Source organism: Rosettibacter firmus, from assembly GCF_036860695.1.
Taxonomy (GTDB): Bacteria; Bacteroidota; Ignavibacteria; order Ignavibacteriales; family Melioribacteraceae; genus Rosettibacter; species Rosettibacter firmus.
In genome coordinates this window covers 188669-214305 of sequence record NZ_JAYKGJ010000004.1, presented here as the reverse complement: position 1 = coordinate 214305, position 25637 = coordinate 188669, and the positions used below count along the sequence as shown (strand labels likewise).

Genomic DNA, 25637 nt, shown 5'->3' with positions numbered 1-25637 from the left:
TTGTAAAAAGGAGATGCGCATTATAAAACTTCGCGCATCTCTTATTTTATATTAATGATACTTTAAAGTACTTCCACCAATAAACTCACGTAGAACGGAGTCGCCAGGAATTGGAGAATCGTCTTCTACGGGTTCAACTGCTTCGAGCATTTTTCTTACTCTCGATGCTCTTTCGTATGCATCTTCTCTTAGTGGATCCCCCTGATATTTCTTTTCCCATTCTCGAAAACTATCTAAAAGCTTGGGTCGATAAAGTGCAACTTCGTATGACATTGAAGTATTTATAATATAATCTGCAGTATTACAATATGGTAAAATATTTCTTTTTTCAGATGAACGAACATAATGCCAGTGTAATAATGTTTGTTCTGGATTGTATGCACGATGAACAGAATCTCGCAACATACGACGAATCATTCTTAAATCTGTCCATCTAATATATTTTCCATCTGGCATTTTCATTTGAAGTAAAGGTTCAAGATAAAGCTTGAATTTTTGTTCAGCTGGAATTTCTTTACTGAATTCTGGATATAATCCATGCAGACTATCGATTAACAATACTTCATCTTTTTCAATTTTTAAAGGAGTTCTATCTAAATATCTTTTTCCTTCCTTAAAATCGTAATAAGGTATTTTTACTTCTTCTCCATTTGCAAGTTTTTTTAAGTGGTCATTTATCATTTCTAAATCAAGAGCTTGTGGAGTTTCAAAATCATAATCACCAAATTCATCTTTTGGATGAAGTTCAAGATCAAAAAAGTAATTATCAACAATTAAAGGAACGAACTTCATTCCCATTTTATTAAGCCTTTGTTCAAGTTTAAGTGTGGTGGTTGTTTTTCCAGATGAAGAAGGACCACTAACAAAAACCATCTTTAGTTCTTTACTTCTTTCTTTAATTAATTCAGCAGCTGTATCGAGTTGAGTTTCATATGCAGATTCAGATTCATGAACAATATGAGGAAACTCTCCGTTACGTATTCTTTGATTTAAAGATTCAACTGTATGAAGATTATGAGATACTGCCCAGTCGAGTGAATTCCATACTTTTGCCCATGGAATAAATTCAGATGGTTTTGAAAGATGTTTGGAATCAGCACGCCTTCTACGAGCAGCTTCTTCTCGATAAAGTATAAATTCTTTAGCTACTTTTGCATGACCATTTTCAATAAGTACTTTTTCAACCATATCCTGGATTTCTTCAACATGCGGCTTATAACCTTCTTCATATTTTTCTTCGAGCATGGCAACAACTTGTTTGGCTAATTGTTCTGCCCTTTCTTTATCTCTTCCGCCAACAGCAACGGCCGCTCTGTATATAACATTTGCTATTCTATCTGGATTGAATGGAACTATTGCACCACTTCTTTTAATTACATATTTGAACTTCCCCATATACAAACCATCTTTTTATCTTACTCAAAAATACTAATTAATACAGATGTTCTAAAGTCAATATTATTGATCGTTGATTTCATTTCATTAATTCTTTGGATAACCAACAGTTTGTGCTAAAATTATTTTTTGATTTGAATTTAGTTTCAATGCTTCAGGAAGTTTTTCTTTATTAATCATACCTCTCACTACACATGCAAGTCCTTCTGAAGCACAATATAAATAAACATTTTGTGCTATGAATCCGCAATCAGCAGCTACAAATAATAGTTTATCTTCTTCATTTACACGAGTTACTCTTGAAAAATTTGCAACGTAAACTAAATTAAGAGGAGCGGTTTTTACAAAATCCTGTACTCCACAATATTCTCTTATATCTCCTTTTGTAATTAGTTTTAATACATTTTCTTTTGCATCATATAAATATGCACCTTTGGACAAAACTACATAAACGTCATATTCCTGCCAGTTCATTGCAGATGGAACTGTTCTTTTTCCACTTTCTGGACGATTAATTCCATATGCTGCCCATAGTAAATTCGATAAATGCTGAAGCGATAATTTTGTGGTATCAAAACTTCGTGTTGATGCTCTGAGTTTTAATGCCTGCATTAAAGGTTTTCCAATCTCCATTTGAGGTGCTGGTAATTTAATAACATCTGTATCCTGAGCAAATGAAATATTGATCAAAAAGAATAGAATAAGGATTGATAAAAATATCTTTTTCATTGTTGCCTCCAGTTTTATTTATATAAGTAACTTCCTTGAACATTCGATACTACTTTAGAAGAGGCAATAAATTTAGCTTTTAGACTCTCAAACCAGTCAATAGCATTTATGATTGATGGAATACCAGAACTTATATGAGTTCCATTTTTGATTGTAATTAATTCAACATTAGCTCCGTGCGAATTAAAATATTCTATTGCTTTTAGAGAATTTTCATAAGGAACATATTCATCTGCATCGCCATGATATAATTTTGTTGGAGAAATTGGTACAAAATTAATTAAGCTATTTTCCTTCAGTGCTTTTGTAAATTCTATTTCAGTTCCATTTAGAAAATCATTAATAAATTTCTGTTTAAACAATTTTTTTAAATCACTGGTAAGTTCAGAATTAATTTCGGATGTGGTTTTAGAACCATCAAAAAGTGATACTACTTTTTCGGCATATGGTGAATTAAAAATTTCGTCTATTTTATTCCATTCATAAATATCATTATAGGCAACTATAAGATAAGCCAGAAAAGAAGGTTGTTCATAAATTTTATTATTTAGAATTATTTGAGATGTTAAATATAAATCGTATGCTCCAGCCATTGGAGCAGAAGCAGTAATTTTAATTTCATTATAATAATTTTTTTCGATTTCTCTTTGAGCTGCCATTGTTACATAGCCACCTTCTGAATAACCAATTAAAAATACCTGACCATTTAATTTTATTTTGTTATTGATGCTAAAATTTCTTGCCGCCCTTATAAAATCGATAACTGCATATGCAGAGGTTTTTGCGTGATGATAAGGATGAATCATTTTTGATTCTCCAAGTCCAAGATAATCTGGTACAACAGTATAATATCCAAGCGATGCACCTACAAATCCTTCGAGTGAATAATATGGATTAATCGAACCAACATTAATTCTTTTTGTTTGTGTTCCGTGTTGAATACTGAGTAAAGGTAAATAATCCACTCCTTTTGGAACAAATAATGCACCTGATGCTTTTACTATTTCTCCTTTATGATTCAATGTTGTATAAATAATTTTGTAAACATCAACATCATATATTAGTTTATTTTTTAATTCATCATCTATTTTAAATTCACTGAAAAGAGATTTTAAATGGTTAGCATCAACAGTAGTTTTGAATTCTGAACTTATTAATTCTGCTCTTTGATAATAAATTGGTTCTATCGGAAAATCATATTCACAGGAGATTAATATGAGAAGTAAAATAACTGATAAAATTGTTTTCAAAAATTTTTTCATAGCTATTTATTTCTTTTTGTCATAAAGTGTCATCATAAATTCATATAAGAAAGATGGTAAGCAGCCAATTAATCGAGAAGAAATTACTGTTGGCAAAGGAAATTGAATTATCCTTTTTTCTTTTCTTAATCCAGATAAAATAATATCAGCAGCTTTTTCAGGTGACATCAAAAATGGCATTTTAAATTCGTTTTTGTCTGTCATTGGAGTTTTTACAAAACCAGGTTTTATTGTAATTACTTTTACTCCGTAAGGTTTTAATTCAACTCTCAATCCTTCAAGAAAAATTGTGGCAGCAGATTTACTTGCACAATAAAATCCACTCCCTGAGTAACCACGATTATCGGCAAGACTTGAAACTCCTGCAATTATACCACTTCGGTTTTTAATAAAATCTGGAATTATATTTTCAATCCAGTAAATCAAACCAAAAATATTTACTCCAAAGGTTTCTTCGGCAAGTTTAGAATCAAAATTTTCAACTTTCATTCTATGACCAACACCAGCATTTAATATAGCAATATCGAGCATCCCGATTTCATTTTTAATTTTTTCATAAGTGTTTTTAACTTCTTCTTTATTGCTTACATCACATTTAAATGGAAATATTTCAGCTATTGTTTGATTTGTATTCTTGAAGTTTTCAAGTATATCAACTCTTCGAGAACATAAAATTAATTTGCATTTTTCTCTGGATAACTTTTCTGCAAGTGCTTTTCCAATGCCAGAAGAAGCCCCTGTTAGTAAGATTGTTTTATTTATAAAATCCATAGCCCCAAAATTTTTAATGTAAATTTATTGTTTACTTTTGAATTACACTAATTTGCAGTTGCATTAAGAAGTTGATTTTTTCTATATTTTTTAAAGAGAGAACAAAAAAATTTGTATCTTTTGAAAAAGTAATTTAAGAATATGGATATAGATTTTATCGAAGTTGAAAATATTATGGTAAATTCAGAAATCTGGGAAACAAATTTCACGTGCGATTTAGCTAAGTGTAAAGGAGCGTGCTGTACGATGGAGAGTCGTTATGGTGCACCTTTGAAAGAAGATGAAGTGGAAATAATTAATAAATATCTCCCAGTAATTGAAGAGTATTTACCTGAAGAACATAAAAAGGAAATTGAAAAAAATGGTTTCTGGTTTCGAGCTTATGATGAAATAATGACCAGAAGTGTAAACAACAGAGCCTGTGTATTTGTGACTTATGAAGGAGATATTGCAAAATGTTCAATTGAAAAAGCATATAATGATGGTAAAATAGATTTTATAAAACCAATATCCTGTCACTTATTCCCGATTAGAGTTTCAAATTTTGGGGGACAAATTTTAAGATACGAGAAATATTCCGAATGCCTGCCAGCTCTGGAAAAAGGAGAAAAAACTTCTACAACAATTTTTGACTTTTGCAAAAAAGCACTCGAAAGAGCATTCGGAAAAGAATGGGTTTTGAAAATAAAAAAGGTGGTGGGATAGTTATGTTATCGTTACAACAAAAAATAGCATTACAACAAAAACTTTCGCCTCAGCAAATTCAATATCAAAAATTACTTCAATTAAATACACTGGCTTTAGAACAGAGAATTAAAACTGAACTCGAGCTGAATCCAATACTCGAAGAAACAACTGAAGAAGAATTATCTCTCGATCAGCTCGAAGAAGAAAGCGATGGACAGGAAGATATTACGCTCGATGAAGAAGAAGAAAATTATAATAACAGAGAAGATGAATTTGATATAGAAGATTTTATGAACGATACTGAGTATGAGTATGAATTTGATAGATTAAATAGAAGTCAAGACGAAGAAAAATTTTATCCTATTGCACAACAAAGAAGATCTTTAAGAGATAGTTTAATCGAGCAGTTACATATGCTCGATTTAACCGAAGAAGAAATGATACTTGGTGAAAATATTATTGGTGCACTTGATAAAGATGGTTACTTTAAAGAAGATTTAGAAAAATTTGTGAATGACCTGAAATTATTTGAACAAATCGATGTCGATCTTAAAAAAGCAGAAAAAGTTCTAAAATTAATTCAAACACTCGATCCACCTGGACTTGGAGCAAGAAATCTACAGGAATGTTTACTTGTTCAAATTAGAAATTCTTCTTTTGATCCATATTACTCTTACATAGCAGAAAAAATTCTTGAAAATCATTTTGATGATTTTGTAAATAAAAGATATGATAATATTCAGAAGAATTTGAATCTATCGAAAGAAACACTTAAAACAGCAATTAGTATTATTCAAAAGTTAAATCCCAAACCTGGCGAAGGAAATATAGATGCCGAAGAAGTTAATCAAATAACTCCAGACTTTATTATTGAGAAAGTAGATGATAATTATATTGTAACACTGAACGATAAAAGTGTCCCGTCTGTTACTATTAGTAAAACATATCTTGAAATGCTTGAATCTAAAAAAAGAAAAAGAAAAATCTCCGAACGAGAAAAAGAAACTCATAAATTTTTACGAGAAAAATTTGAATCGGCAAAATGGTTTATTGCATCTTTACAACAACGAAGAAATACTCTTTTGAAGATAATGCAATCGATACTCGAAAAACAATATGAATTTTTTGAAAATGGTCCAAAATATCTTAAGCCTATGATTTATAAAGATATTGCAGACGAAATTGGAATGGATATTTCAACCATTAGTCGAGTTGTAAATGGTAAATATGTTCAAAGTCCACAGGGCATACACGAATTAAAATATTTCTTCAGCGAAGGTTTATCTACAGATAGCGGAGATGAAATTTCTAATAAACATATTAAAGAATTAATAAAAGAAATATGTGAAAACGAACCAAAAGATAATCCATACAGTGATGATAAAATTGCAAGTATACTTCAGGAGAAAGGAATTCATATTGCAAGAAGAACTGTTGCTAAGTATCGAGAACAACTAAAAATACCCATTGCACGGCTACGCAAAAAATTATGATTGTTGATACATTTTTAATTGTTCTTTTATTTTCTTTATTTGCTTTTACACATTCTTTTTTAGCATCCAATAAAATTAAAGAAAGACTTATAAAAAATATTGGTGAAAAAATTGCTTTTTATCGATTATTCTATAATCTTACATCAATAATCTTATTTCTTGCATTTTTATTTTTAGCTCCTAAACCCGATGTAATAATTTACGACTTACATTATCCCTTCGATATTATTACTTTTGTATTGCAAATAATTTCCTTTATTGGATTACTGTGGTCGCTTAAAGGAACTGATTTGAAAGAATTTTCAGGCATTGCACAACTTATGCGATATATTAAAGGAGAATATAAACTTGATGATGGTGATGCAATTTACAATTTCAGAGTAGAAGGAGCATACAAATTTGTACGTCATCCAGTTTATTTATTTTCAATATTGTTTTTAGGATTTAGACCGATAATGGATTTATTTTATTTTGTTACTTTCATTTGTGTTGTAATTTATTTTTATATTGGATCTCTTTTTGAAGAAAAGAAATTAGTTCAAAAATTTGGTATGATGTATTCAGAATATCAAAAGAGAGTTCCCAGATTAATTCCTTACAAAATATTTATAAATAAATGGAGTAATAGATGAAAGTTCGCTCAACAACAATTATTGGTGTAATAAAAGATGGAAAAGCTGCATTAGGTGGTGATGGTCAGGTTACACTTGGAAACACTGTAATGAAACATAACTCAACAAAAATCAGAAAATTACTAAATGGAAAAGTTTTATGTGGCTTTGCTGGTTCAACAGCCGATGCATTTACTCTTCTTGAAAGATTTGAAGAAAAACTTGAAGCTTTTAGTGGCAATGTAAGTAGAGCAGTTGTAGAACTGGCAAAAGATTGGAGAACAGATAAATATTTAAGAAGACTGGAAGCAATGCTGGCAGTAATAACACAGGATAAAGCTTTTATAGTATCTGGCAATGGAGATGTTATTGAACCAGAAGATAATATTGTTGCAATAGGGAGCGGTGGTATGTATGCACTTGCAGCAGCAAAAATGCTTAAAAAATATAGCAACCTCTCGGCTAAAGAAATTGTAGAAGAGTCATTAAAAACAGCAGCAGACATTTGTATTTATACAAATGATAGAATAACAATTGAAGTAATTGAATAAAGTTTTGGAGAAAATTTATGAACGATAATTTAATGAAACAGCTAACGCCTTCTCAAATAGTTAAAGAATTGGATAAGTATATAATTGGGCAAACCGAAGCAAAAAGAGCTGTTGCAATCGCTTTAAGAAATAGATGGCGTCGTCAAAAAGTTGAAGAAAGTATTAAAGAAGAAATTATGCCCAATAATATTATACTTATTGGACCTACTGGTGTAGGAAAAACAGAAATTGCGAGACGACTTGCTAAACTTGCAGGTGCCCCATTTATAAAAGTTGAAGCATCAAAATATACAGAAGTTGGATATGTAGGTAGAGATGTTGAATCGATGATACGAGATTTAACAGAAATTGCTGTAAATATGGTTCGTTCCGAAAAAACTCTTGAAGTAAAAGAAAAAGCAGAACGTCTTGCCGAAGAAAAAATTCTCGATTATCTAATTCCTCCTGTTAAAAAAACAACTAAAGTCCCTGATGAAGATGGAGAAAGTGAAGAAATTAGAAATGAAAAAACAAGAGAATGGATGAGAGAAAAACTTCGTAAAGGAGAACTTGATGATCGTATGATTGAATTTGATGTATCCACTCCTGCTTTTGGTATGCAGGTTTTGGGACCTATGGGAATGGATGATATTACAATGAATCTTCAGGATATGTTAAGCAGTATGATTCCAAAGAAAAAGAAAAAAAGAAAAACTACTATAAGAGAAGCTCGACAAATTCTTGCTCAGGAAGAAGCAGAAAAATTAATTGATATGGAAGCTGTTCAGAAAGAAGCAATTCAAAGAGTACAGGAATCTGGCATTGTCTTCATAGATGAAATTGATAAAATTGCTGGTAATAAAAGTACACATGGACCTGATGTTTCGAGAGAAGGAGTTCAAAGAGATTTACTACCAATAGTTGAAGGTTCTACAGTTAATACAAAATATGGACCTGTTAAAACCGAGCATATTTTGTTTATTGCTTCAGGTGCATTTCATGTTTCAAAACCTTCGGATTTAATTCCAGAACTTCAAGGAAGATTTCCCATTCGTGTTGAACTAAAAAGTTTGACAGAAGAAGATTTTATAAAAATTCTTACACTACCAGAAAATGCTTTGCTTAAACAATATGCAGCACTTTTACAAACAGAAGGTGTACAAATAGAATTTACAGATGATGCAATAAAAGAAATTGCCAGAACAGCAGCTCTTGTAAATGAACAGGTTGAAAATATTGGGGCAAGAAGATTACATACTATCCTTACAACATTACTTGAAGATATATTGTTTGATGTTCCTGATAAAATGCCAGATTCAGTAATAAAAATTACTGGAGAGATGGTAAATCAAAAATTAGAGAAGATAGTTAAGAATAGAGATTTGAGTAAATATATACTTTAATCAGAATTCTGGAACCTGATTATTATGCAGCTTTTGAGAATATATTCTTTATTCATTATTCTTTTTTTATTTTCTTCTTGCACTTCTTTAGATCCCGCCATTAAAATAATTAATCTTGACGCTGCTAAAAATGCTGTTCAGAATTATTATGAATCGGGACTTTTTGATTATGAGTGCTCTAAAATTATTGATAAAGCAATTAAGCATATCGAAAAAATAAAAACAAATGAAAAATCATCAGTAGTTTTTGATATAGATGAAACTGCTCTTTCGAATTATGAATATATTAAATCTATTGGTTTTGGATTTAGAATGGATTTATGGAATAATTGGATCAATGAAGGTAAAGCAAGATCAATACCACAGACAAAACGATTTTATGATTATTTGATATCAAGGAATATTCGAGTTATATTTATTACAGGAAGATATGAAGAAGAAAGAGATGCTACAATCAGGAATTTAATTGAACAGGGTTATACAAAGTTTGATACACTCATTGCAAGAAAAAAAGAAGAACGCAATATTCCAGCAGCTGAGTTTAAAGCTCTTAAGAGAGAAGAACTTGTTAAAAAAGGTTATGAAATTATTGCTAATATTGGCGATCAATGGAGCGACCTTGTCGGTGGAAATTCTGGCTATAAAATTAAATTGCCAAACTATTTGTATTTAATTGATTAATTACATCAAATATTAACAATAGATGAGAAACTATTTATTACATAACCTACTTTGGTTCAAATCTTTCCAGCACAATTTTAATCAATTGATAAAATTATAAAGTTACAACACTTCTAAATTATGCTTCTGTAGCTGTTACTTATACTTTAGAATTTAATGTTGATAAACTGCCTTCAAGAATTTATTACAAATAAAAAGATAATAATTTTCTGAAATTAAAAAAGGTGTTGTTGATTAAATAAAATTTAACTCTTGTTTAGTCTTAAGATTTATATGTAATATAAAACAAAGATTAATTGAAATAGAGAAGATTAATCTTTATTTTAAGAGTATAACTACCTGAGGGGAACAATGACAAGAAAAATATTATCAACGATTTTTTTCATTCTTTTAGCAATTAATTTTTCATTTTCTCAAAATCCTGAGTGGGTTAATTTCAATGCGGGGCATTATATTAATGCACTTGCATTTGAAGGTGATTACATCTGGGTTGGGACAACTGGAGGTTTATTTAATGTAAATATGTTTACAGGTGAGAAAGTTTATTATATTAAAACAAATTCAGGTCTGCCAGATAATTGGGTTTATGCAATAGCCATAGATTCAGAGGGGAACAAATGGATTGGTACAGGTGGTGGTCTTGCAGTATATCGTGAGGGTGGAGTGATACTTGATGTTAATGAGAAAGAAGAAAATCCTGTATCTAAGAAATTTTCACTATATCAAAATTATCCTAATCCGTTTAATCCTGCGACTGTAATTGAGTTTGATATACCTGAGATTACAAATGTCAAGCTTGAGGTTTATGATATTTTGGGGAGGAAGGTTAAAACAATTCTTGATGAGAGATTAGAGGTTGGGAGGTATCGTGTAAAGTTTGATGGTGGGGATTTGTCGAGTGGGGTATATTTTTATGTTTTGTTGACAAATAAGTTTTCAAGTGTAAAGAAGATGGTGTTGGTGAAGTAACCCACCCCCCTCTCTATAAATAGAGAGGGGGATAATTTAACAGGAAGTATAAAATATTGAAGCAGACGGTTTGTTGGTGTTGAAAAATAGCTTTGGTGGAATAAAGTTTAAGTTAGGTGTGTTAGATGGGGGAATTGACAAAATGAAAATTTTTTTAAAAATTTTAGTTGAATCTCCTGTTGTTGGGAAATAGAGGGAAGGATTTCGGATGAATTTTGAAATCCACAAAAATGGAACGGTATGGGTTATAAACGCAGATGGGGGTTATAAGCGTCCACTTACTTAGGGATCTATTCCAAGATAAAACTTTTCAAAGTAGGGAGTTGAAAAGTTATGTCCATTCAAAATTTCATCAGGGTTTCACAAGTGATTTTACTTGGTTTGTTAATTTTTGTTGGGTGTAAAGATAACCCTGTTTCAGATGATGGATTTTCTGTTGAGACTGGTCCAATTCTATTTATTTCCGATAAGAGTGGTTCATATCAACTTTACAGCATGAACGAGGATGGTTCAAATGTTCAACAGTTGACGAATGATCCAAACTTTCCAATACTTGATGCGAGCTGGTCTCCAGATGGGAAGAAGATAGCAGTTGTTTCTCTGGTTGGAGATGAATCTACTTATCCATTCTATCGTTATGCAATTTTCATTATGGATGCTTATGGGAGAAACAGGTATCAATTAACTCAGCAATATGTTTATGTAGATGATCCTGTTTATGGGAAATTGACTTACGCGGGGGCACTTCATCCAGTTTGGTCACCTGATGGAAAGCAGATAGCATATTCAAGGTTGATGGTTCCTGAAGCAATTGGTAACCGGGATATTTTCGTAATAAATATTGATGGATCTAATGAACTGAGAATTACTTCAACTATTAATTTTTTTGAGAGGATATGGGATTGGGGAGGGAAAAATCAGGCGATATTAGCATCAGCAATGCCCTGGACTCCATATTCAAAGATTCTTATGTATACCCCCGATGGTAATGTTTTAAGAACTTGGGAAGGTGACAGTCTGGGCTTCAAGTGTATGGCATATTCATCAAAAGGTGATAAGGTTGCATACGTGGTGGATTTTTATCCTGCTTCCTTAGCTCATCAGGATAGCATGTTTGTAGAAGATTTGGATAGTGGTGCGATTAAAAACATTACTAAAGGCACAGCTCGAACTTATTGGGTTGTTTGCTGGTCACCTGATGATTCCTCTATTCTGGTTAGTGTATCGAATAGAGTTTTGATTTTAAATTCAGATGGGAGTGACCTCAAAGATATCACTCCTTTTGAATCTAAGGTTCTTTCTCCTGTAAGTTGGCGAAGGAGGTGATGCCTTTGTGAGATGAATATTAAAAACAAAGCTTTTTTCTTTTTATGGTAAAAAATAAAGTAGGTGAAAAACAATGAAGCGCAAAATACTTGCTATATTGCTTGCTTTAATTACTGTCTCCGCAGTGTTCTCACAGCAACTTATTGGAAGAACGATTGGGGTGTAAGCAGTTCAATCTCATAATGCTGTTTCACAAGATATCCAATTATCGGCAAGTGTAAGTTATAGTTGTTTTGAATATAACGGACGATAGCCAGAATTATCTATTTTATTTATGTTTGGTTTTCACAGAAACATAACTGGTGATGATTCTCACATTTACGAAGCATCTGTTGGTGTTCGATTACTTAGATCTGGTTATTTTATAAAATCATTTAATATAATTCAGAGTGGGATTCAGCTTACGCAGGTTGGGAAAATTCTCGTCACTACATGGTGGGAACAGGACTCACGGAAGACATCGACTTATGTTTATCGGTCATCGGGTAAGACCTTTTCAAAAGCATTTGCTTCCGTAAGATTTGGAGTTGATGTTCCCATTAGTTTCAGATTTAATATTTTATTTAAGGAGATGTTCTCTTTAACATTTGACTTGTCCCAGCAGTATTGCCCGATATTTGCGACTTTGCAATTTGAACTTTAACATCAGTGGCTAAGCAAAAATGTTGTTAGTGAAGAATTGTTTTTAGTATCTTTTGAAGATTACACGAGGTTTTTTAGGAGGCAATGGATGGACTATTTGAACATATGATTAAAGTTTAAAAATAAAAATTATTTTCAAAACGATGAGATATGTAATAGCCTTAATTTTTATATTTTCAATATTTTTCATTTCGTGTGAGATGGAGACTAAACCATATGAGTCACCTAAGATTCCGATAGATTTTGATTTTATGCTTGTAGATTTTGAGCCTGCTTGGTCACCTGATGTAAATTGGATAGCGTTTTCAGATGCCGGGAATATATACAAGATGAAAATTTTTTTTAATTTTAGTTGAATCTCCTGTTGTTGGGAAAAAGAGGGAAGGATTTCGGATGAATTTTGAAATCCACAAAAAATGGAACGGTATGGGTTATAAACGCAGATGGGGGTTATAAGCGTCCACTTACTTAGGAATCTATTCTAAGATAAAACTTTTCAAAGTAGGGAGTTGAAAAGTTATGTCCATTCAAAATTTCATCAGGGTTTCACAAGTGATTTTACTTAGTTTGTTAATTTTTGTTGGGTGTAAAGATAACCCTGTTTCAGATGGTGGATTTTCTGTTGAGGCTGGTTCAATTCTATTTATTTCCGATAAGAGTGGTTCATATCAACTTTACAGCATGAACGAGGATGGTTCAAATGTTCAACAGTTGACGAATGATCCAAACTTTCCAATACTTGATGCGAGCTGGTCTCCAGATGGGAAGAAGATAGCAGTTGTTTCTCTGGTTGGAGATGAATCTACTTATCCATTCTATCGTTATGCAATTTTCATTATGGATGCTTATGGGAGAAACAGGTATCAATTAACTCAGCAATATGTTTATGTAGATGATCCTGTTTATGGGAAATTGACTTACGCGGGGGCACTTCATCCAGTTTGGTCAACTGATGGAAAGCAAATTGCATATTCAAGGTTGATGGTTCCTGAAGCAATTGCTAACCGGGATATCTTTACAATTAATATAGATGGAACAAATGAAAAGAGGGTAACAACCACTATCTCAGTGAATGAAACTATCACTGATTGGTCGCCAGATGGGCAATCATTTTTATGTGATATAATTAATTGGTCAAAGCCAGGGTCCCGCAAATTTGTTGCTATCCTTTCAACTCGGGGTGAAATGAAGAAACAAATTTCTGTTGATACTGTGACAAGTGGTCATGGATTGTGGAGTCCAAATCAAGCGTATATAGTTCTTACTTCATGGAGTGGGGTTAGACATGATCTTTTCATTTCTGATGGAGATGGGAATAATGCAAGAGTTCTTAGAACAACGAATAATACATTTAACTACCCGGTTGCTTGGTCAAGCGATAATCAGAGAATATTATTCAACTCTTCTGGAGATATCTTCATGGTCAGACGAGACGGCGGTGGTTTAACAAAGATTACTCCGGTTAATTTCGCAGAAGTAGAGGCTGTAAGTTGGCGAAGGAGGTGATACTCTGCATTGAAACAAAGCTTTTTCTTTTTATAGTAAAAAATAAAGTAAGTGAAAAACAATGAAGTGCAAAATACTTGTTATATTGCTTGCTTTAACTACTGTCTCGGCAGTGTTCTCACAGCAACTTATACCGATTCAGGACAAGAACGGTAATAAGTTGCTGTTGCAGGTAAATCAACAAACAGGTTCTACTCATCGTGTTTATGGAGAATTGCCAAACATCAAAAGTTATGGTTTTCAGTGGTCAGATCTCAACTTAATGAGTGTTGAAACCTTATCAAAAAAATTCTTTTCAGATTACGCAGGAATCCTCAGGATAGATCCAGCCCAACTGAAATTAAGAAAAGCGGAAACAGACGGCAAAATGTGGTTTATTTCTTACGATCAGTCTATAAATGGTGTGCCGGATTATGGGAACGAAATTGGTTACACGGTTAATCAAAGTGGCGATATAGTTGCACTTGGTGCAGATGCATATCAGAATATCTCCACCATTTCAACAACTCCAAAAGTAACAAAATCTAAAGCTGAAGAAATAGCCAAACGAGCATTTGGATTTGATTCAACTGTAACGGAGAAAGGATGCGAGCTTATAATTTATCCGAAAGAGGAAAAGGATACAACATTTTTTTACTTAACATGGGAAATTACTTTATTTCGTGCTTATCCATTACAAGAAATTATTTACTTTGTTGATGCGAGGAATGGAGAAATAGTTGAACAAAAAAATAATATTAGGGAAGGTGGCTTTAGCGGTCAGGTTACAGGGAGTTATTGGCCTGTTCACAAGTACGACACACCTGTACAGGCAAGCTTCAAGACCACGCACATAAAGGTGTGGAATAATCTTGGACAGGTAGTCTGGGAGGGTGACAGTAACGAAAATGGAAATTACTCAACAGGATCCTTTGCCTATACGTGGTACTTTATCCAGTTCCCATTAGAGAACGAGTGGGTTCAAGTGCGTGATTCTTCAGCAAATCCTAGAGGGCCGATTGCTCAAGCAAAGGGACCGTATACACCGCCGGCAGTAGTAAATCACGATTGGGGTACAACAGATGGAACAAATTTAAGATGGCATGCTTCAGTGATGCATGATTATTTCAAGAATACGTTTAATTATACTGGTATGGATTATCAGATAGGTGCGTACATTAATTGTGGAGAGTATACAAATGGTGCTGCTAATGGCACAGATATTTTATTCGGGATTCAAGATGGACAGCAATGGGCACGCTCAAGTGATGTTATCTATCACGAGTACACACATAATGTTATTTATCATATTTATGGTGGCTGGATTGGAGATCCAAATGAATATTTTACCCAAGCCAGTGCTATGGACGAAGGCTTGGCAGATTACTTTGCTTGTACAAAAAATAATGATCCTAATCAAGCTGAAGATGTTGGGGTTAATAGAAATCTTAATAATAATTACACATGGGATTCAACCCGCGGAGCTCATTGGAACGGTCAGGTGATTGGTAGTGCTTGCTGGGATCTTCGTCAATCAGTAGGTCAAAGTATCGCAGACAACCTTTTTTTCAAGGCGCTGCAAGTTACGCCACATGCTCGCACAATTAGCGATTTTGAGTACAATGTCTTTGTGGTGGACAATAATTACTACAACCACTCTCATACTTCTCAAATTTATCAAGCATTTGCCGGGCATGGGATCACTATACCAGCTTTAGTTGTTTCCATATCTGGTCCAACATATCTTAATGGCAATCAGCTGGGGACTTATACGGCGACGGCTTCAGGTGGTATTCCTCCTTATTCCTATCAATGGGAGAAGTTGGATGTTGGAGATGGTGGTTCATATGCCACAGCAACACTGTCCTCTCCCATATCGCCGAATAGACCTCTTGTGAATACTTGGTATCCGATTGGGACGAACAGCCCAACAGTGAGCACAAGTAATCCAGCTGGACTTGACTTTGAACTCAAATGTGTTGTGACCGGTGCTACAAATATCAGCGTAACATCAAATATACTTTATGTTAATGTTGGTGAAGGTGAGCCTGTGCCTAAATTGCAGAGTGATCAAGGGGTTCAAGTTGCTAAACTTCTTCCTGTTGAATTTTCTATAAGAAGTTATCCAAACCCATTTAATCCTTCTGCTACGATAAGTTATGAATTGCCAACTGATGGTTTTGTTAGACTTTCTATTTTTGATGTGCTTGGTCGGGAAGTTGAAACTCTTGTGAATGAGGTAAAACCTGCTGGTTTCTATGATGTAACGTTTGATGCATCAAATTTACCAAGCGGAATTTACTTTGCAAGAATTTATGTTACATCAAATGAAGGAAAGCCATTTGTTCAGACAATTAAGATGGTGTTAGCAAAATAAGCTGTAGGGATGTAGTTGGTTTTTTAAGTGGTGTTTATTTTTACAGGGTTAGTTTGAATGGTAGGTATGTTGGTATAAAGAAGATGGCGTTGGTGAGGTAGGCAATTTGTAAATTGCGTATAAAATACTTTTAAGGTGTTAAATGCTGGATTGAGAGTTTTTCATTGTTCTTGGCAAGGGCAAAGTTAATTTTAATATGAATGAGGTAAATTGAAAAAGGAGGGGAGTTACGATGAAAAAATTTTTACAATTGTTATCTTTGGCATTGATTTGGTTGTTAATTCTTGCAAAGGATGTATCATTTCCTCAAACAAATCCGGAATGGATTAATTTCACAGCTGTAAATTATATTCAAGCACTTGTAATTGAAGCTGATTACATTTGGGTAGGGACAAACGGTGGACTTATTAAGTTGAATATGCTAACAGGCGAGAAGATTAACTATAACAGATCGAATTCAGGTCTGCCAAATAATAATGTTCTTGCCATATCAATAGATGAGCAGGGGAATAAATGGATTGGGACTGGAGGGGGTGGATTAGCAAAGTTTGATGGAATAAATTGGACTGTTTACAACGCGTCAAATTCAGGTCTTCCAGATAATTGGGTTTGGGCAATATCAATAGATTTACAAGGAAACAAATGGATTGGGACACTTGAGGGACTTGCAAAGTTTGATGGAGTAAATTGGACTGTTTATAACACATCAAATTCAGGTCTTCCAGATAATTGGGTTTGGGCAATATCAATAGATTTACAAGGAAACAAATGGATTGGGACAGGAGGGGGACTTGCGAAGTTTGATGGTGTAAACTGGACTATTTATAACAAATCAAATTCAGATCTGCCGGATAACGATGTTCGTGCAATATCAATAGACTCACAAGGAAACAAATGGATTGGGACACTTGAGGGACTTGCAAAGTTTGATGGAGCAAATTGGACTGTTTATAACACATCAAATTCAGGTCTGCCAGATAATAATGTTCTTGCCATATCAATAGATTTACAGGGTAACAAATGGATCGGGACATGGAGAGGAGGATTAGCGAATTTTGACGGTGTAAACTGGACTATTTACAACACTTCAAATTCGGGTTTATCAAATAATAACGTTCGTGTGATATCAATAGATTTACAAGGAAACAAATGGATTGGGACAGGAGGGGGACTCACAAAGTTTGATAGTGGAAACTGGACTGTTTATAATACAGGTCTGCCAGATAATAATGTTCTTGCCATATCAATAGATGCGCAGGGAAATAAATGGGTTGGGACAGGAGGAGGTCTTGCGATGTTTGATGGAGTAAATTGGACTGTTTACAATACTACAAATTCAGGTCTGCCGGATAATGATGTTCGTACAATATCGATAGATTCCCAGGGTAACAAATGGATTGGGACAGGAGGAGGTCTTGCAAAGTTTGATGGAGTAAATTGGATTGTTTATAAAACATCAAATTCAGGTTTACCAAATAATGAAGTTCGTGCGATAGCGATAGATGGACAGGAGAACAAGTGGGTTGGAACAAGTGGAGGAGGATTAGCAAAGTTTGACGGTTTAAATTGGAGAGTTTACAACACGTCAAATTCAGGTCTGCCAGATAATGATGTTTTAGCAATATCGATAGATTTCCAGGGTAATAAATGGATTGGGACTGGAGGAGGTCTTGCAAAGTTTGATGGAGTAAATTGGATTGTTTACAATACTTCAAATTCAGGTTTGCCAGGTAATGTAGTTTTAGCATTGGTAATAGATTCTCAAGGTAACAAATGGATTGGGACATGGGGAGCAGGTTTAGCTAAGTTTGATGGGGCAAATTGGACTGTTTACAATACTTCAAATTCAGGTTTGCCAAATAATGATGTTCGTACGATAGCGATAGATGGACAGGAGAACATGTGGATTGGGACATATGATAGAGGATTAGCAAAGTTTGACGGTGTAAATTGGAGAGTTTACAACACGTCAAATTCAGGTCTGCCAAGTAATTATGTTTATGCGATTGCAATAGATAGGCAGGGTAACAAATGGATTGGGACAGATGGAGGAGGTCTTGCGGTTTATTGTGAGGGTGGAGTGATACTTGATATTAATGAGAAAGAAGAAAATCCTATACCTAAGAAATTTTCACTATATCAAAATTATCCTAATCCATTTAACTCAAGTACAATAATTGAATTTGAACTCGCAGAAAATTCTGATGTTAAGCTTGAGTTATATGATGTATTGGGGAGAAAGTTAAGAACAATTATTTCAAATGAACTTCAAGCTGGAAGACACCAGTTTAGATTTGATGCTGCTGATTTACCAAGTGGAATTTACTTTTATGTTTTATCAACTAATAAATTTATTGAATCAAAAAAGATGGTGTTAATGAAGTGATATTACCAGAGATAAAAGATTACCTCTCTCCTAAAATTGTAATTATAATTTTTCGTGTGCCGCCATAATTTCTGTGTTCACATAAATAAATTCCCTGCCATGTGCCAAGATTAAATTTACCATTAGTAATAGGAATTATTAAAGAACTACCGATTATTGTATTTTTTATATGAGATGTCATATCATCCTTACCTTCAAGTGTATGCTCGAAATAAGTTGCATTTTCAGGTACAAGTTTATTGAAATATGTTTCCATGTCAGAACGAACTGTTGGATCTGCATTTTCATTAATTGTCAAAGAAGCAGAAGTGTGTTTAATAAAAATATGTGCAATCCCTGTCTTAATTTCTTTTAATTCAGGAAGATGATTATATATTTCACTCGTTATTAAATGGAATCCTCGGGATTTGGGTTTTAATGAAATTTCTTTTTGAATTATCATAAAATGATTTTAATAAATTATAACAATGAAATAATTTTGTATGTAACAAATTTAATTTATATAACTAATCTATGGAAACATTAGAAGCAATTTTTACAAGAAGGAGCATAAGAAAATTCAAAAACAAAGAAATTCCAGAAGAATTAGTTATTAAACTACTTCAAGCTGCAATGTATGCACCATCTGCTCGCAATACTCAACCATGGCATTTTATCGTAATTAATGATCGAAAAAAACTTAATGAAATTCCTAAACTTCATCCATACGCAGAGATGTGTTACGAAGCCACATTAGCAATAATGATTTGTGGGGATCTAGATTTAGAAATAACTGAGGGTTATATTGCTCTTAATTGTGCTGCTGCTACACAGAATTTATTACTTGCTGCTCACGACTTAGGATTGGGGGCTGTATGGCTTGGTGTTTATCCTCGTAAAGAAAGAATGGAAAAACTTTCTAAATTTTTTGGAATTCCTAAAAATATTATTCCTGTTTCTCTTGTTGCTATTGGTTATCCAGACGAAGTCAAACCAAAACCAGAAAGATTTAAACCAGATAGAATTCATTATAATCACTGGTAGTATCTCTACTCTTATTATTTTTATTTATTGTTCTAAAAAATTTTACCATATTACATAATAAATAAAAACATAAAATGATTGATATTGAGTGGACAGCTCAATTAAGATTTATTGTTGCTTTAGCTCTCGGGTTTCTTGTAGGACTCGAAAGAGAGAGTAGTAAAAGCAAACAGAAAAAAATTGTACTTGGTGGAGTTAGAACTTATCCAATTATAAGTATGCTTGGATTTGGTTGTGCTTGGTTGTATAGTATTGGTGTGCAGGCAATTCTTCCAATTGGTTTAATTGCAGTTTCGGGTTTGACTGCAATTTCTTATTTCACAAAAGTTCAAACAGAAAGACTTGGTGTTACGAGTGAAGTTACTGCATTGGTTACTTTTATAGTTGGTGCACTTGCCTATCTTGTTGATATCTGGGCTGCAATGACACTCGGCATCATTAATACAATTCTCCTTTCCGAAAAAGCCCGTCTTGAAGAAATGGTTGAAAAACTCGATAGAGTTGAATTTCTTGCTGTGCTGAAATTTTTATTGGTTACATTAATTATTCTGCCAGTCTTACCAGACAAAGATTATACTATTTTTCATCTTAATCCTTCTAAGATCTGGAAAATTGTGATTATAGTTTCTTCTCTTGGTTTTATTGGATATTTTTTATCAAAAAGATTGGGCGACCATATTGGTTTTAGATTATCTGGTTTTATTGGTGGAATAGTTTCAAGTACTGCTGTTTCGATTGCTTATGGTAGAATGGCACAAAAAAATGAGAATGTTGCTAACAATGCATTGCAGGGAGCTTTAATAGCATCAAGTGTAATGTATTTAAGAGTTTTGATTTTAATTATGATTGTAAATCCGTTAATTGTTAGTTCAGTATGGTGGCAATTAATTGTTCTGAGTATCATTGGATTTGTTTTATCTTATTTTGATCTAAAAGTTCATTCGGGAAAATCTTCTTTTAATAAAGATTCACAAAATCTACAAAACCCTTTTGAAATAAGACCATCATTAATGTTTGCTTTACTTTTTGTTTTATTAACTGTAATTACTGGCTGGGTAAAAATGTATTTTGGTCAATCTGGTGTATTGACACTATCCATTATTGTTGGTGTGACAGATATTGATCCTTTCATACTTTCGATAATTAGCACATCAAACTTTGAGATAAAAGTAATGGCTTCTGCAATTATTATTTCGATGATGAGTAATACAATTATGAAGGGAATTTATTTTTCGTATTTATCCGCCGAATCAAGAAAAGAATCTTTAATTAGATTTGGAATACTTGCAGTGTTACATATCCCGATTGTAGTATTGACAATGATTTAATAGAAGAAATATTAAAAATAAAAAACGCCTCAATTAAGAGGCGTCTTTTTTAAATGTTAATTATTGCCATTATATAAAACCAGGTTGAATTATTTTTTCCTTTTTTCTCTTTAAATATATCACCAGGTAAAAACAAAGAAGCACCGCCTTCAAAATTAGTATATTCATTATATTTATAATTGATTACTAAATCTAATTCCGAACCAAAATTGTTTGAAGTAGAACCAAAAACATATTTATAATCTTCTGCTGATTTGAATAAATGATAATTGAAATTAAATTTTATTTTATCCAAGTGAGTACAACTTAATTTTGCTATTAAATCAATAATACCTAATCCATAAGTATCGTTTTGAAGATTTATAAAATAATCCATATAGCCATAAAACTTATGTGAAGTGGGATATAATGTTGTATAGGTTTTATAATTATTATCAGCTGGATTATTATCTCCGCTTGCATAATCTAATTGTAATCCAATTGTTGGTTTATGTTTTAGTTTAAATGTATAATCACCACTTAAAGAAAATGTGTATGCATTAATATTCTGTTTTCTATTGGCAATAAAAGCAGAACCAAATTGATAACCAAAGTCAATTTCGTGTGTGAATCTTCCGTGTTCACCTTTCGAATAAAATCCTATTGTTGCTCTGTCGAGATAACTTGTTGGATTTATTCTTTGCCAGATAATAAATGGCTGAATTTTTATTGAACTTTTTAAGTATAGATCAGTAAATAATCCATAAATATTCTGGTCTAAAGAATCAGATGGATTGAATTTTTCAATTTCTCTAATTGCAAATATTTCAGCTTTGATTGATTTATTTGTGTAAGTAATAACACCACCATCAAATGCTCTTCCAATATTACTCCAGCCAACTGGTCCAATGAATTTTTCTGAGCCATAAGATAATTCCATTCTTCCAATTTTAATATCTAAGGGAAGATTAAAGATATCTTTAATAATAAAATAAGCTTGATGAACATCCAGATTTTTTGTGTTTGTGAGTGTTGATTGTTCTTCGCCAAAAGTTCTTGAATCTTGAATTTGAATAAAGCCAGAAAGATTTCTTAAAGGATTGAATGATAAACCTAATCTTGTTCTTAATTGTGTAAATGTATTTGGATTTGTTGAAGATTTGAAATCTTTATTATCGATTTCAAATCTTGGTCTAATTTGAAAAGAAAACTTTAAGTTTTCTTGAGAATATAAATTGATGTAAGAAATTAATATTAATGAAAATAAAATTATCTTTTTCATGGTTCCCTCTTAAATTAATATGTTTTAAGTGTTCCTTGACGTTCTTTTGCTTTTCTATCCCATTCAACAACTGTTGTTTTCAAAAATTCAGCTTTATCATCTTCAAGTTCTTTCATATTCAAACCAATATATTTTTGAGCTTTTTCTTTAGTTGAAATATCAGGTAAAGCAACAGGATATTTGACATTATGTTTTAATAATACAAGAGCAATTTCTCTACGGGCTTCTTCTGCTTTTTGAATTGAAGTTGCAAGTACTCTTAAAGCTTCAACTGGAGAATGAAATCCCATACCATTTGCAGCTGCTACCCAATCCCATCTCCATTGTGCATGACGAATTAATTTTAATGCGTTCTTCATTTCAGATTCAGTAGCTCCATTATCCCATGCAATTTTAGCTTCTATATGTGCAGCAGCAATAGATTTCTCAGCAATTTTTCTTAGCTCATTAATTTTATCCTGTCTTTCATAAACATTTTGAACAAGTTTTTGAGTCTTTTCACGATGACATACCTGACATGAGTTTTCAATATTATTCAATGGACTTTGAATATGATGATCTGTGAATTTTACTCCACCTTCGGTTTTATAAGGCATATGACAGTCTGCACAGGAAACTCCTCTATCGGCATGAATTCCAGTCATATACAATTCATAATCAGGATGTTGAGCTTTTAACATAGGAGCTTTACTTAAAGGATGAATCCAGTCTGAAAAATTTAATTCATCATAATATTTTTCCATATCATCTGCGCTAAAGCCTTTATCCCATGGAAAAGTTAAATATTTACCTTCTCCTTTGAAATAATATTCAACATGGCATTGAGCACATACTAAAGATCGCATTTCGTTGTGTGTAAAACTTTTGATGTCTTTCCCCTGTCTTTGGAATGCTTCAATTAATGCTGGTCTTGTAATTCTTAGATCCATTGTTTTGGGGTCGTGACAGTCCTGGCATCCAATTGGATTAACAAATTCATGACCTTTATCAATCCATTTACCTTTATAAAAATTTGCAACACCATCTCTTGCCATAACTCTTGGGACATCCGTACTTTTACACGTCCAGCATGTAGCAGGTAGAGGACTAATTTTATTTCCCCCTGTTCTTAAAGTTAATCTAATATCTTTAACAGCATAAGCATGGCCACGTGGTGTTTTATAATCTTTTGAGAATGGATAACCAGCCCACATAATTACAAGTTCTGGAGACATTTCAAGATAATCTCTGGTAACCGAGCCAGCATATTTGCTGGCAAAGCTTGTATCTAAAGTTTTCAAATATGTCTCATATTCACGAGGATAATTTTCACCCCATACTTCATTGCGGGGTTCCCATTCTGCAATTGGTTTAACAACCTGCAGGGTAAATGCTTCGCTTCGTCTCTCAACAATAGAAGAAGCAAATAATCCAATTAAGAAAACTACAATGACTGTAGAAAAAAACAGTAACCATGCTACCCATGGTTTGCTTTTAATTAGTTCTTGTATTGGTTTCATAGGAATTCCCTTTATTTATTTACTTTTGTTCAAAAAATTTTGATAACCACTCTGGCATAATTGGTTCGATTTGTGGTACTCTTGCATAAGGTGTTGATGAAAGACTATGAATTTTCCCATGTGGAGTTTCTCGATGACAATCCCAGCAATACTTTTCTGTTTGTTCTGCTACACTTCTATTATTTATAGCTCTTAAACTTATAGGATGAATTTGATTTGTGTGACAACGAATGCAATTTTCTTGAACAGCTTTTTTCCCGGCTTCTTTAATTTGAATTACCTGTGGTTCTAATCTTAGTGTAAAAATTGTAGCATGACGTAATCCATCACTTGCTTTGAAAAAATATTTTCTGAAAATATTATCCTGTGGTACATGACAATCATTACATGTTGCAACTCTGCCATGACTTCCACGCTGCCAGGTTGCAAATTCTGGTCTCATGATATGACAATTAACACAAACTTTTGGATCATCGGATATATAAGAGATTGCATTCGATATATAAAAAACATGGAGTATTAAACCAAACATTATCCCTAATAAAATAATTACAGTTAATCTCCATCTTTCTGGTGGGATAAATAAATGAAAAATTTTATATATCAAATTAGAACTATTCTTTTTCATAAATTGCTCCAGATTTTGATGATTTATTTAATTCATCAATGTCTTCTGTACTTGTAGGATGTCCAAGTTTATCAATGTTTTTGTGTAATATAAGATAATCTTCTTTTGTAAGATTATTTTGCCATCGCCCAGTAATTATTCCAAATCCTGTTATAACAATATAAATAACAACAATTCCTAATGCTATAATTTTTTTTGAGATTTTTTTATTTGTAATAGTTGTTTTTACTTCAAGAGTATTGGCGACTGGACAAACATCAACACAATTCAAACACATTGAACATTCATCAGAACGAACAGTAGTTACTTTGTCAACTTTAATAAAAGATGGACAGGCTTTCGCACATAATCCACAATCAATACAATTTTTTACATCTCTTCTAATTTTGAGTGGACTTAAAAAAGAAATTAATCCCAGCAAAGCACCATAAGGACATAAATATCTGCACCAGAAGTTTCTAATAAAAATAGAAAGAATAAAAAGAACAGAAATTACTGTTAAGGAAAATTTACTGATCCTTGCAAAGAAATAATACATTTTAATATCTGCAACAAGATTATAAGGACTATCAAGAAATGCACGAAGAGCATCTACTGTCATAGCAAAAAATATTGCATAGAGAAAAAAAGCAAGTAATAAATACTTTAAAGAACGAAGTGGATAATCAAGTAATTTAGGAATTTTTACTCTTTTTTTGAAAATCTTTTTCCATATTTTTTCTCCCGAATCACCTATTAATTCAGAAAGAAAACCAATTGGACATAGCCAGCTACAAAAAGATTTTCCAGCAAAAAATGAAACTGATAATATTGCTATGAAAATAAAAAAACCTGCTGGATGAGCATAATGTATTTCTCCAGTCAGTATAAAATAATAAAGACTCATAAGCGAAGAGATTGGAAGAAATCCTTCTACTCCAGGTGGACGATAGGCTATTGAATTTAAATTTCCAGTCTCTAAAGACTTAACAAATATTGTAAATTCTATTCCTATCCATATACATAATAATGAAAAGAGTAATTGTATTATGAATCTATAATTCTGGACTGGCTTTTCGTTGTTTTTAATAATTTTCATAAAATTAATTAATTTTATAAACAGATTAAATAATCCGCATATAAAATATGAATAAATAAAAAAATGGTCAAAT

General features: G+C 32.6%; 22 protein-coding genes. 13 read left to right on the top strand and 9 right to left on the bottom strand.

Annotation, left to right across the window (positions count from 1 at the left end):
* Window positions 1-51 precede the first annotated feature (51 nt).
* From VJY38_RS12740 to VJY38_RS12725, 4 genes are all read right to left on the bottom strand, one after another.
* Window positions 52-1395 carry a uridine kinase family protein gene (locus VJY38_RS12740; protein WP_353681103.1) on the bottom strand — a complete coding sequence of 448 codons (1344 nt, stop codon included), beginning with the start codon at window positions 1393-1395 and terminating at the stop codon, window positions 52-54.
* Between the two features lie 87 nt (window positions 1396-1482).
* Window positions 1483-2124, bottom strand: coding sequence for a SagB/ThcOx family dehydrogenase (locus tag VJY38_RS12735; RefSeq protein ID WP_353681102.1), 642 nt, complete (start codon window positions 2122-2124; stop codon window positions 1483-1485).
* Between the two features lie 14 nt (window positions 2125-2138).
* Window positions 2139-3386: a lipase family protein gene (locus VJY38_RS12730; RefSeq protein WP_353681101.1), complete on the bottom strand. Its 1248-nt coding sequence runs from the start codon at window positions 3384-3386 to the stop codon at window positions 2139-2141.
* Window positions 3387-3392: 6 nt separating this feature from the next.
* Window positions 3393-4157, bottom strand: a complete 765-nt coding sequence (locus tag VJY38_RS12725; protein ID WP_353681100.1) for an SDR family NAD(P)-dependent oxidoreductase — start codon at window positions 4155-4157, stop codon at window positions 3393-3395.
* Window positions 4158-4298: 141 nt separating this feature from the next.
* Between VJY38_RS12725 and VJY38_RS12720 the strand changes: the two genes are divergently transcribed.
* From VJY38_RS12720 to VJY38_RS12670, 11 genes are all read left to right on the top strand, one after another.
* Window positions 4299-4862, top strand: coding sequence for a DUF3109 family protein (locus VJY38_RS12720; RefSeq protein WP_353681099.1), 564 nt, complete (start codon window positions 4299-4301; stop codon window positions 4860-4862).
* Window positions 4829-6337: an RNA polymerase factor sigma-54 gene (rpoN, locus tag VJY38_RS12715; RefSeq protein WP_353681098.1), complete on the top strand. Its 1509-nt coding sequence runs from the start codon at window positions 4829-4831 to the stop codon at window positions 6335-6337. Before VJY38_RS12720 ends, rpoN begins: the two co-directional genes overlap by 34 nt.
* The gene (locus VJY38_RS12710; RefSeq protein ID WP_353681097.1) at window positions 6334-6969 is read left to right on the top strand and encodes a methyltransferase family protein; all 636 of its coding nucleotides are present in this window, start codon (window positions 6334-6336) and stop codon (window positions 6967-6969) included. The genes rpoN and VJY38_RS12710 overlap by 4 nt, the downstream gene beginning before the upstream one ends.
* On the top strand, window positions 6966-7499 hold the full coding sequence (gene hslV, locus VJY38_RS12705) for an ATP-dependent protease subunit HslV (protein ID WP_353681096.1): 534 nt from the start codon (window positions 6966-6968) through the stop codon (window positions 7497-7499). The genes VJY38_RS12710 and hslV overlap by 4 nt, the downstream gene beginning before the upstream one ends.
* 17 nt (window positions 7500-7516) lie before the next feature.
* The gene (gene hslU / locus VJY38_RS12700; RefSeq protein WP_353681095.1) at window positions 7517-8881 is read left to right on the top strand and encodes an ATP-dependent protease ATPase subunit HslU; all 1365 of its coding nucleotides are present in this window, start codon (window positions 7517-7519) and stop codon (window positions 8879-8881) included.
* 24 nt (window positions 8882-8905) lie between these two features.
* Window positions 8906-9562 carry an HAD family acid phosphatase gene (locus VJY38_RS12695; protein ID WP_353681094.1) on the top strand — a complete coding sequence of 219 codons (657 nt, stop codon included), beginning with the start codon at window positions 8906-8908 and terminating at the stop codon, window positions 9560-9562.
* Window positions 9563-9913: 351 nt separating this feature from the next.
* A complete protein-coding gene (locus tag VJY38_RS12690) occupies window positions 9914-10531 on the top strand; it encodes a T9SS type A sorting domain-containing protein (protein WP_353681093.1) in 618 nt (205 codons plus the stop codon).
* 333 nt (window positions 10532-10864) lie between these two features.
* On the top strand, window positions 10865-11857 hold the full coding sequence (locus tag VJY38_RS12685; RefSeq protein WP_353681092.1) for a TolB family protein: 993 nt from the start codon (window positions 10865-10867) through the stop codon (window positions 11855-11857).
* Between the two features lie 1161 nt (window positions 11858-13018).
* Complete coding sequence (locus VJY38_RS12680; RefSeq protein WP_353681091.1) at window positions 13019-14005, top strand: TolB family protein; 987 nt, start codon at window positions 13019-13021, stop codon at window positions 14003-14005.
* Window positions 14006-14066: 61 nt separating this feature from the next.
* Entirely contained in the window at window positions 14067-16361 is a 2295-nt protein-coding gene (locus tag VJY38_RS12675; RefSeq protein WP_353681090.1) for a T9SS type A sorting domain-containing protein, read from the top strand.
* A gap of 232 nt (window positions 16362-16593) precedes the next feature.
* Window positions 16594-18747 carry a Periplasmic ligand-binding sensor domain-containing protein gene (locus tag VJY38_RS12670; protein ID WP_353681089.1) on the top strand — a complete coding sequence of 718 codons (2154 nt, stop codon included), beginning with the start codon at window positions 16594-16596 and terminating at the stop codon, window positions 18745-18747.
* Between the two features lie 19 nt (window positions 18748-18766).
* Here the strand turns inward: VJY38_RS12670 and VJY38_RS12665 are convergent, their stop codons facing one another.
* On the bottom strand, window positions 18767-19189 hold the full coding sequence (locus tag VJY38_RS12665; RefSeq protein WP_353681088.1) for a secondary thiamine-phosphate synthase enzyme YjbQ: 423 nt from the start codon (window positions 19187-19189) through the stop codon (window positions 18767-18769).
* A 71-nt stretch (window positions 19190-19260) separates the two neighbouring features.
* On the opposite strand from VJY38_RS12665, the gene VJY38_RS12660 reads away from it, so the two are divergent.
* Both VJY38_RS12660 and VJY38_RS12655 read left to right on the top strand, forming a co-directional pair.
* Window positions 19261-19770 (top strand): nitroreductase family protein, encoded by a 510-nt coding sequence (locus VJY38_RS12660; protein WP_353681087.1) that lies wholly within the window; start codon window positions 19261-19263, stop codon window positions 19768-19770.
* Between the two features lie 74 nt (window positions 19771-19844).
* Window positions 19845-21098, top strand: coding sequence for an MgtC/SapB family protein (locus VJY38_RS12655; protein ID WP_353681086.1), 1254 nt, complete (start codon window positions 19845-19847; stop codon window positions 21096-21098).
* A gap of 49 nt (window positions 21099-21147) precedes the next feature.
* Here the strand turns inward: VJY38_RS12655 and VJY38_RS12650 are convergent, their stop codons facing one another.
* From VJY38_RS12650 to VJY38_RS12635, 4 genes are read right to left on the bottom strand one after another with little or no spacing between them, the layout of a single operon-like run.
* The gene (locus VJY38_RS12650) at window positions 21148-22359 is read right to left on the bottom strand and encodes an alginate export family protein (protein ID WP_353681085.1); all 1212 of its coding nucleotides are present in this window, start codon (window positions 22357-22359) and stop codon (window positions 21148-21150) included.
* 14 nt (window positions 22360-22373) lie between these two features.
* On the bottom strand, window positions 22374-23858 hold the full coding sequence (nrfA, locus tag VJY38_RS12645) for an ammonia-forming cytochrome c nitrite reductase (protein WP_353681084.1): 1485 nt from the start codon (window positions 23856-23858) through the stop codon (window positions 22374-22376).
* Window positions 23859-23877: 19 nt separating this feature from the next.
* Window positions 23878-24486, bottom strand: coding sequence for a cytochrome c nitrite reductase small subunit (nrfH, locus tag VJY38_RS12640; protein WP_353681083.1), 609 nt, complete (start codon window positions 24484-24486; stop codon window positions 23878-23880).
* Complete coding sequence (locus tag VJY38_RS12635) at window positions 24473-25564, bottom strand: 4Fe-4S binding protein (RefSeq protein WP_353681082.1); 1092 nt, start codon at window positions 25562-25564, stop codon at window positions 24473-24475. Before VJY38_RS12635 ends, nrfH begins: the two co-directional genes overlap by 14 nt.
* Window positions 25565-25637: the final 73 nt, after the last annotated feature.

What these genes read in the sequence shown, in the direction of transcription:
- VJY38_RS12740 (WP_353681103.1), bottom strand. Translation starts at nt 1,395, where the DNA reads ATGGGGAAGTTCAAATATGTAATTAAAAGAAGTGGTGCAATAGTTCCA.
- VJY38_RS12735 (WP_353681102.1), bottom strand. Translation starts at nt 2,124, where the DNA reads ATGAAAAAGATATTTTTATCAATCCTTATTCTATTCTTTTTGATCAAT.
- VJY38_RS12730 (WP_353681101.1), bottom strand. Translation starts at nt 3,386, where the DNA reads ATGAAAAAATTTTTGAAAACAATTTTATCAGTTATTTTACTTCTCATA.
- VJY38_RS12725 (WP_353681100.1), bottom strand. Translation starts at nt 4,157, where the DNA reads ATGGATTTTATAAATAAAACAATCTTACTAACAGGGGCTTCTTCTGGC.
- VJY38_RS12720 (WP_353681099.1), top strand. Translation starts at nt 4,299, where the DNA reads ATGGATATAGATTTTATCGAAGTTGAAAATATTATGGTAAATTCAGAA.
- rpoN (WP_353681098.1), top strand. Translation starts at nt 4,829, where the DNA reads ATGGGTTTTGAAAATAAAAAAGGTGGTGGGATAGTTATGTTATCGTTA.
- VJY38_RS12710 (WP_353681097.1), top strand. Translation starts at nt 6,334, where the DNA reads ATGATTGTTGATACATTTTTAATTGTTCTTTTATTTTCTTTATTTGCT.
- hslV (WP_353681096.1), top strand. Translation starts at nt 6,966, where the DNA reads ATGAAAGTTCGCTCAACAACAATTATTGGTGTAATAAAAGATGGAAAA.
- hslU (WP_353681095.1), top strand. Translation starts at nt 7,517, where the DNA reads ATGAACGATAATTTAATGAAACAGCTAACGCCTTCTCAAATAGTTAAA.
- VJY38_RS12695 (WP_353681094.1), top strand. Translation starts at nt 8,906, where the DNA reads ATGCAGCTTTTGAGAATATATTCTTTATTCATTATTCTTTTTTTATTT.
- VJY38_RS12690 (WP_353681093.1), top strand. Translation starts at nt 9,914, where the DNA reads ATGACAAGAAAAATATTATCAACGATTTTTTTCATTCTTTTAGCAATT.
- VJY38_RS12685 (WP_353681092.1), top strand. Translation starts at nt 10,865, where the DNA reads ATGTCCATTCAAAATTTCATCAGGGTTTCACAAGTGATTTTACTTGGT.
- VJY38_RS12680 (WP_353681091.1), top strand. Translation starts at nt 13,019, where the DNA reads ATGTCCATTCAAAATTTCATCAGGGTTTCACAAGTGATTTTACTTAGT.
- VJY38_RS12675 (WP_353681090.1), top strand. Translation starts at nt 14,067, where the DNA reads ATGAAGTGCAAAATACTTGTTATATTGCTTGCTTTAACTACTGTCTCG.
- VJY38_RS12670 (WP_353681089.1), top strand. Translation starts at nt 16,594, where the DNA reads ATGAAAAAATTTTTACAATTGTTATCTTTGGCATTGATTTGGTTGTTA.
- VJY38_RS12665 (WP_353681088.1), bottom strand. Translation starts at nt 19,189, where the DNA reads ATGATAATTCAAAAAGAAATTTCATTAAAACCCAAATCCCGAGGATTC.
- VJY38_RS12660 (WP_353681087.1), top strand. Translation starts at nt 19,261, where the DNA reads ATGGAAACATTAGAAGCAATTTTTACAAGAAGGAGCATAAGAAAATTC.
- VJY38_RS12655 (WP_353681086.1), top strand. Translation starts at nt 19,845, where the DNA reads ATGATTGATATTGAGTGGACAGCTCAATTAAGATTTATTGTTGCTTTA.
- VJY38_RS12650 (WP_353681085.1), bottom strand. Translation starts at nt 22,359, where the DNA reads ATGAAAAAGATAATTTTATTTTCATTAATATTAATTTCTTACATCAAT.
- nrfA (WP_353681084.1), bottom strand. Translation starts at nt 23,858, where the DNA reads ATGAAACCAATACAAGAACTAATTAAAAGCAAACCATGGGTAGCATGG.
- nrfH (WP_353681083.1), bottom strand. Translation starts at nt 24,486, where the DNA reads ATGAAAAAGAATAGTTCTAATTTGATATATAAAATTTTTCATTTATTT.
- VJY38_RS12635 (WP_353681082.1), bottom strand. Translation starts at nt 25,564, where the DNA reads ATGAAAATTATTAAAAACAACGAAAAGCCAGTCCAGAATTATAGATTC.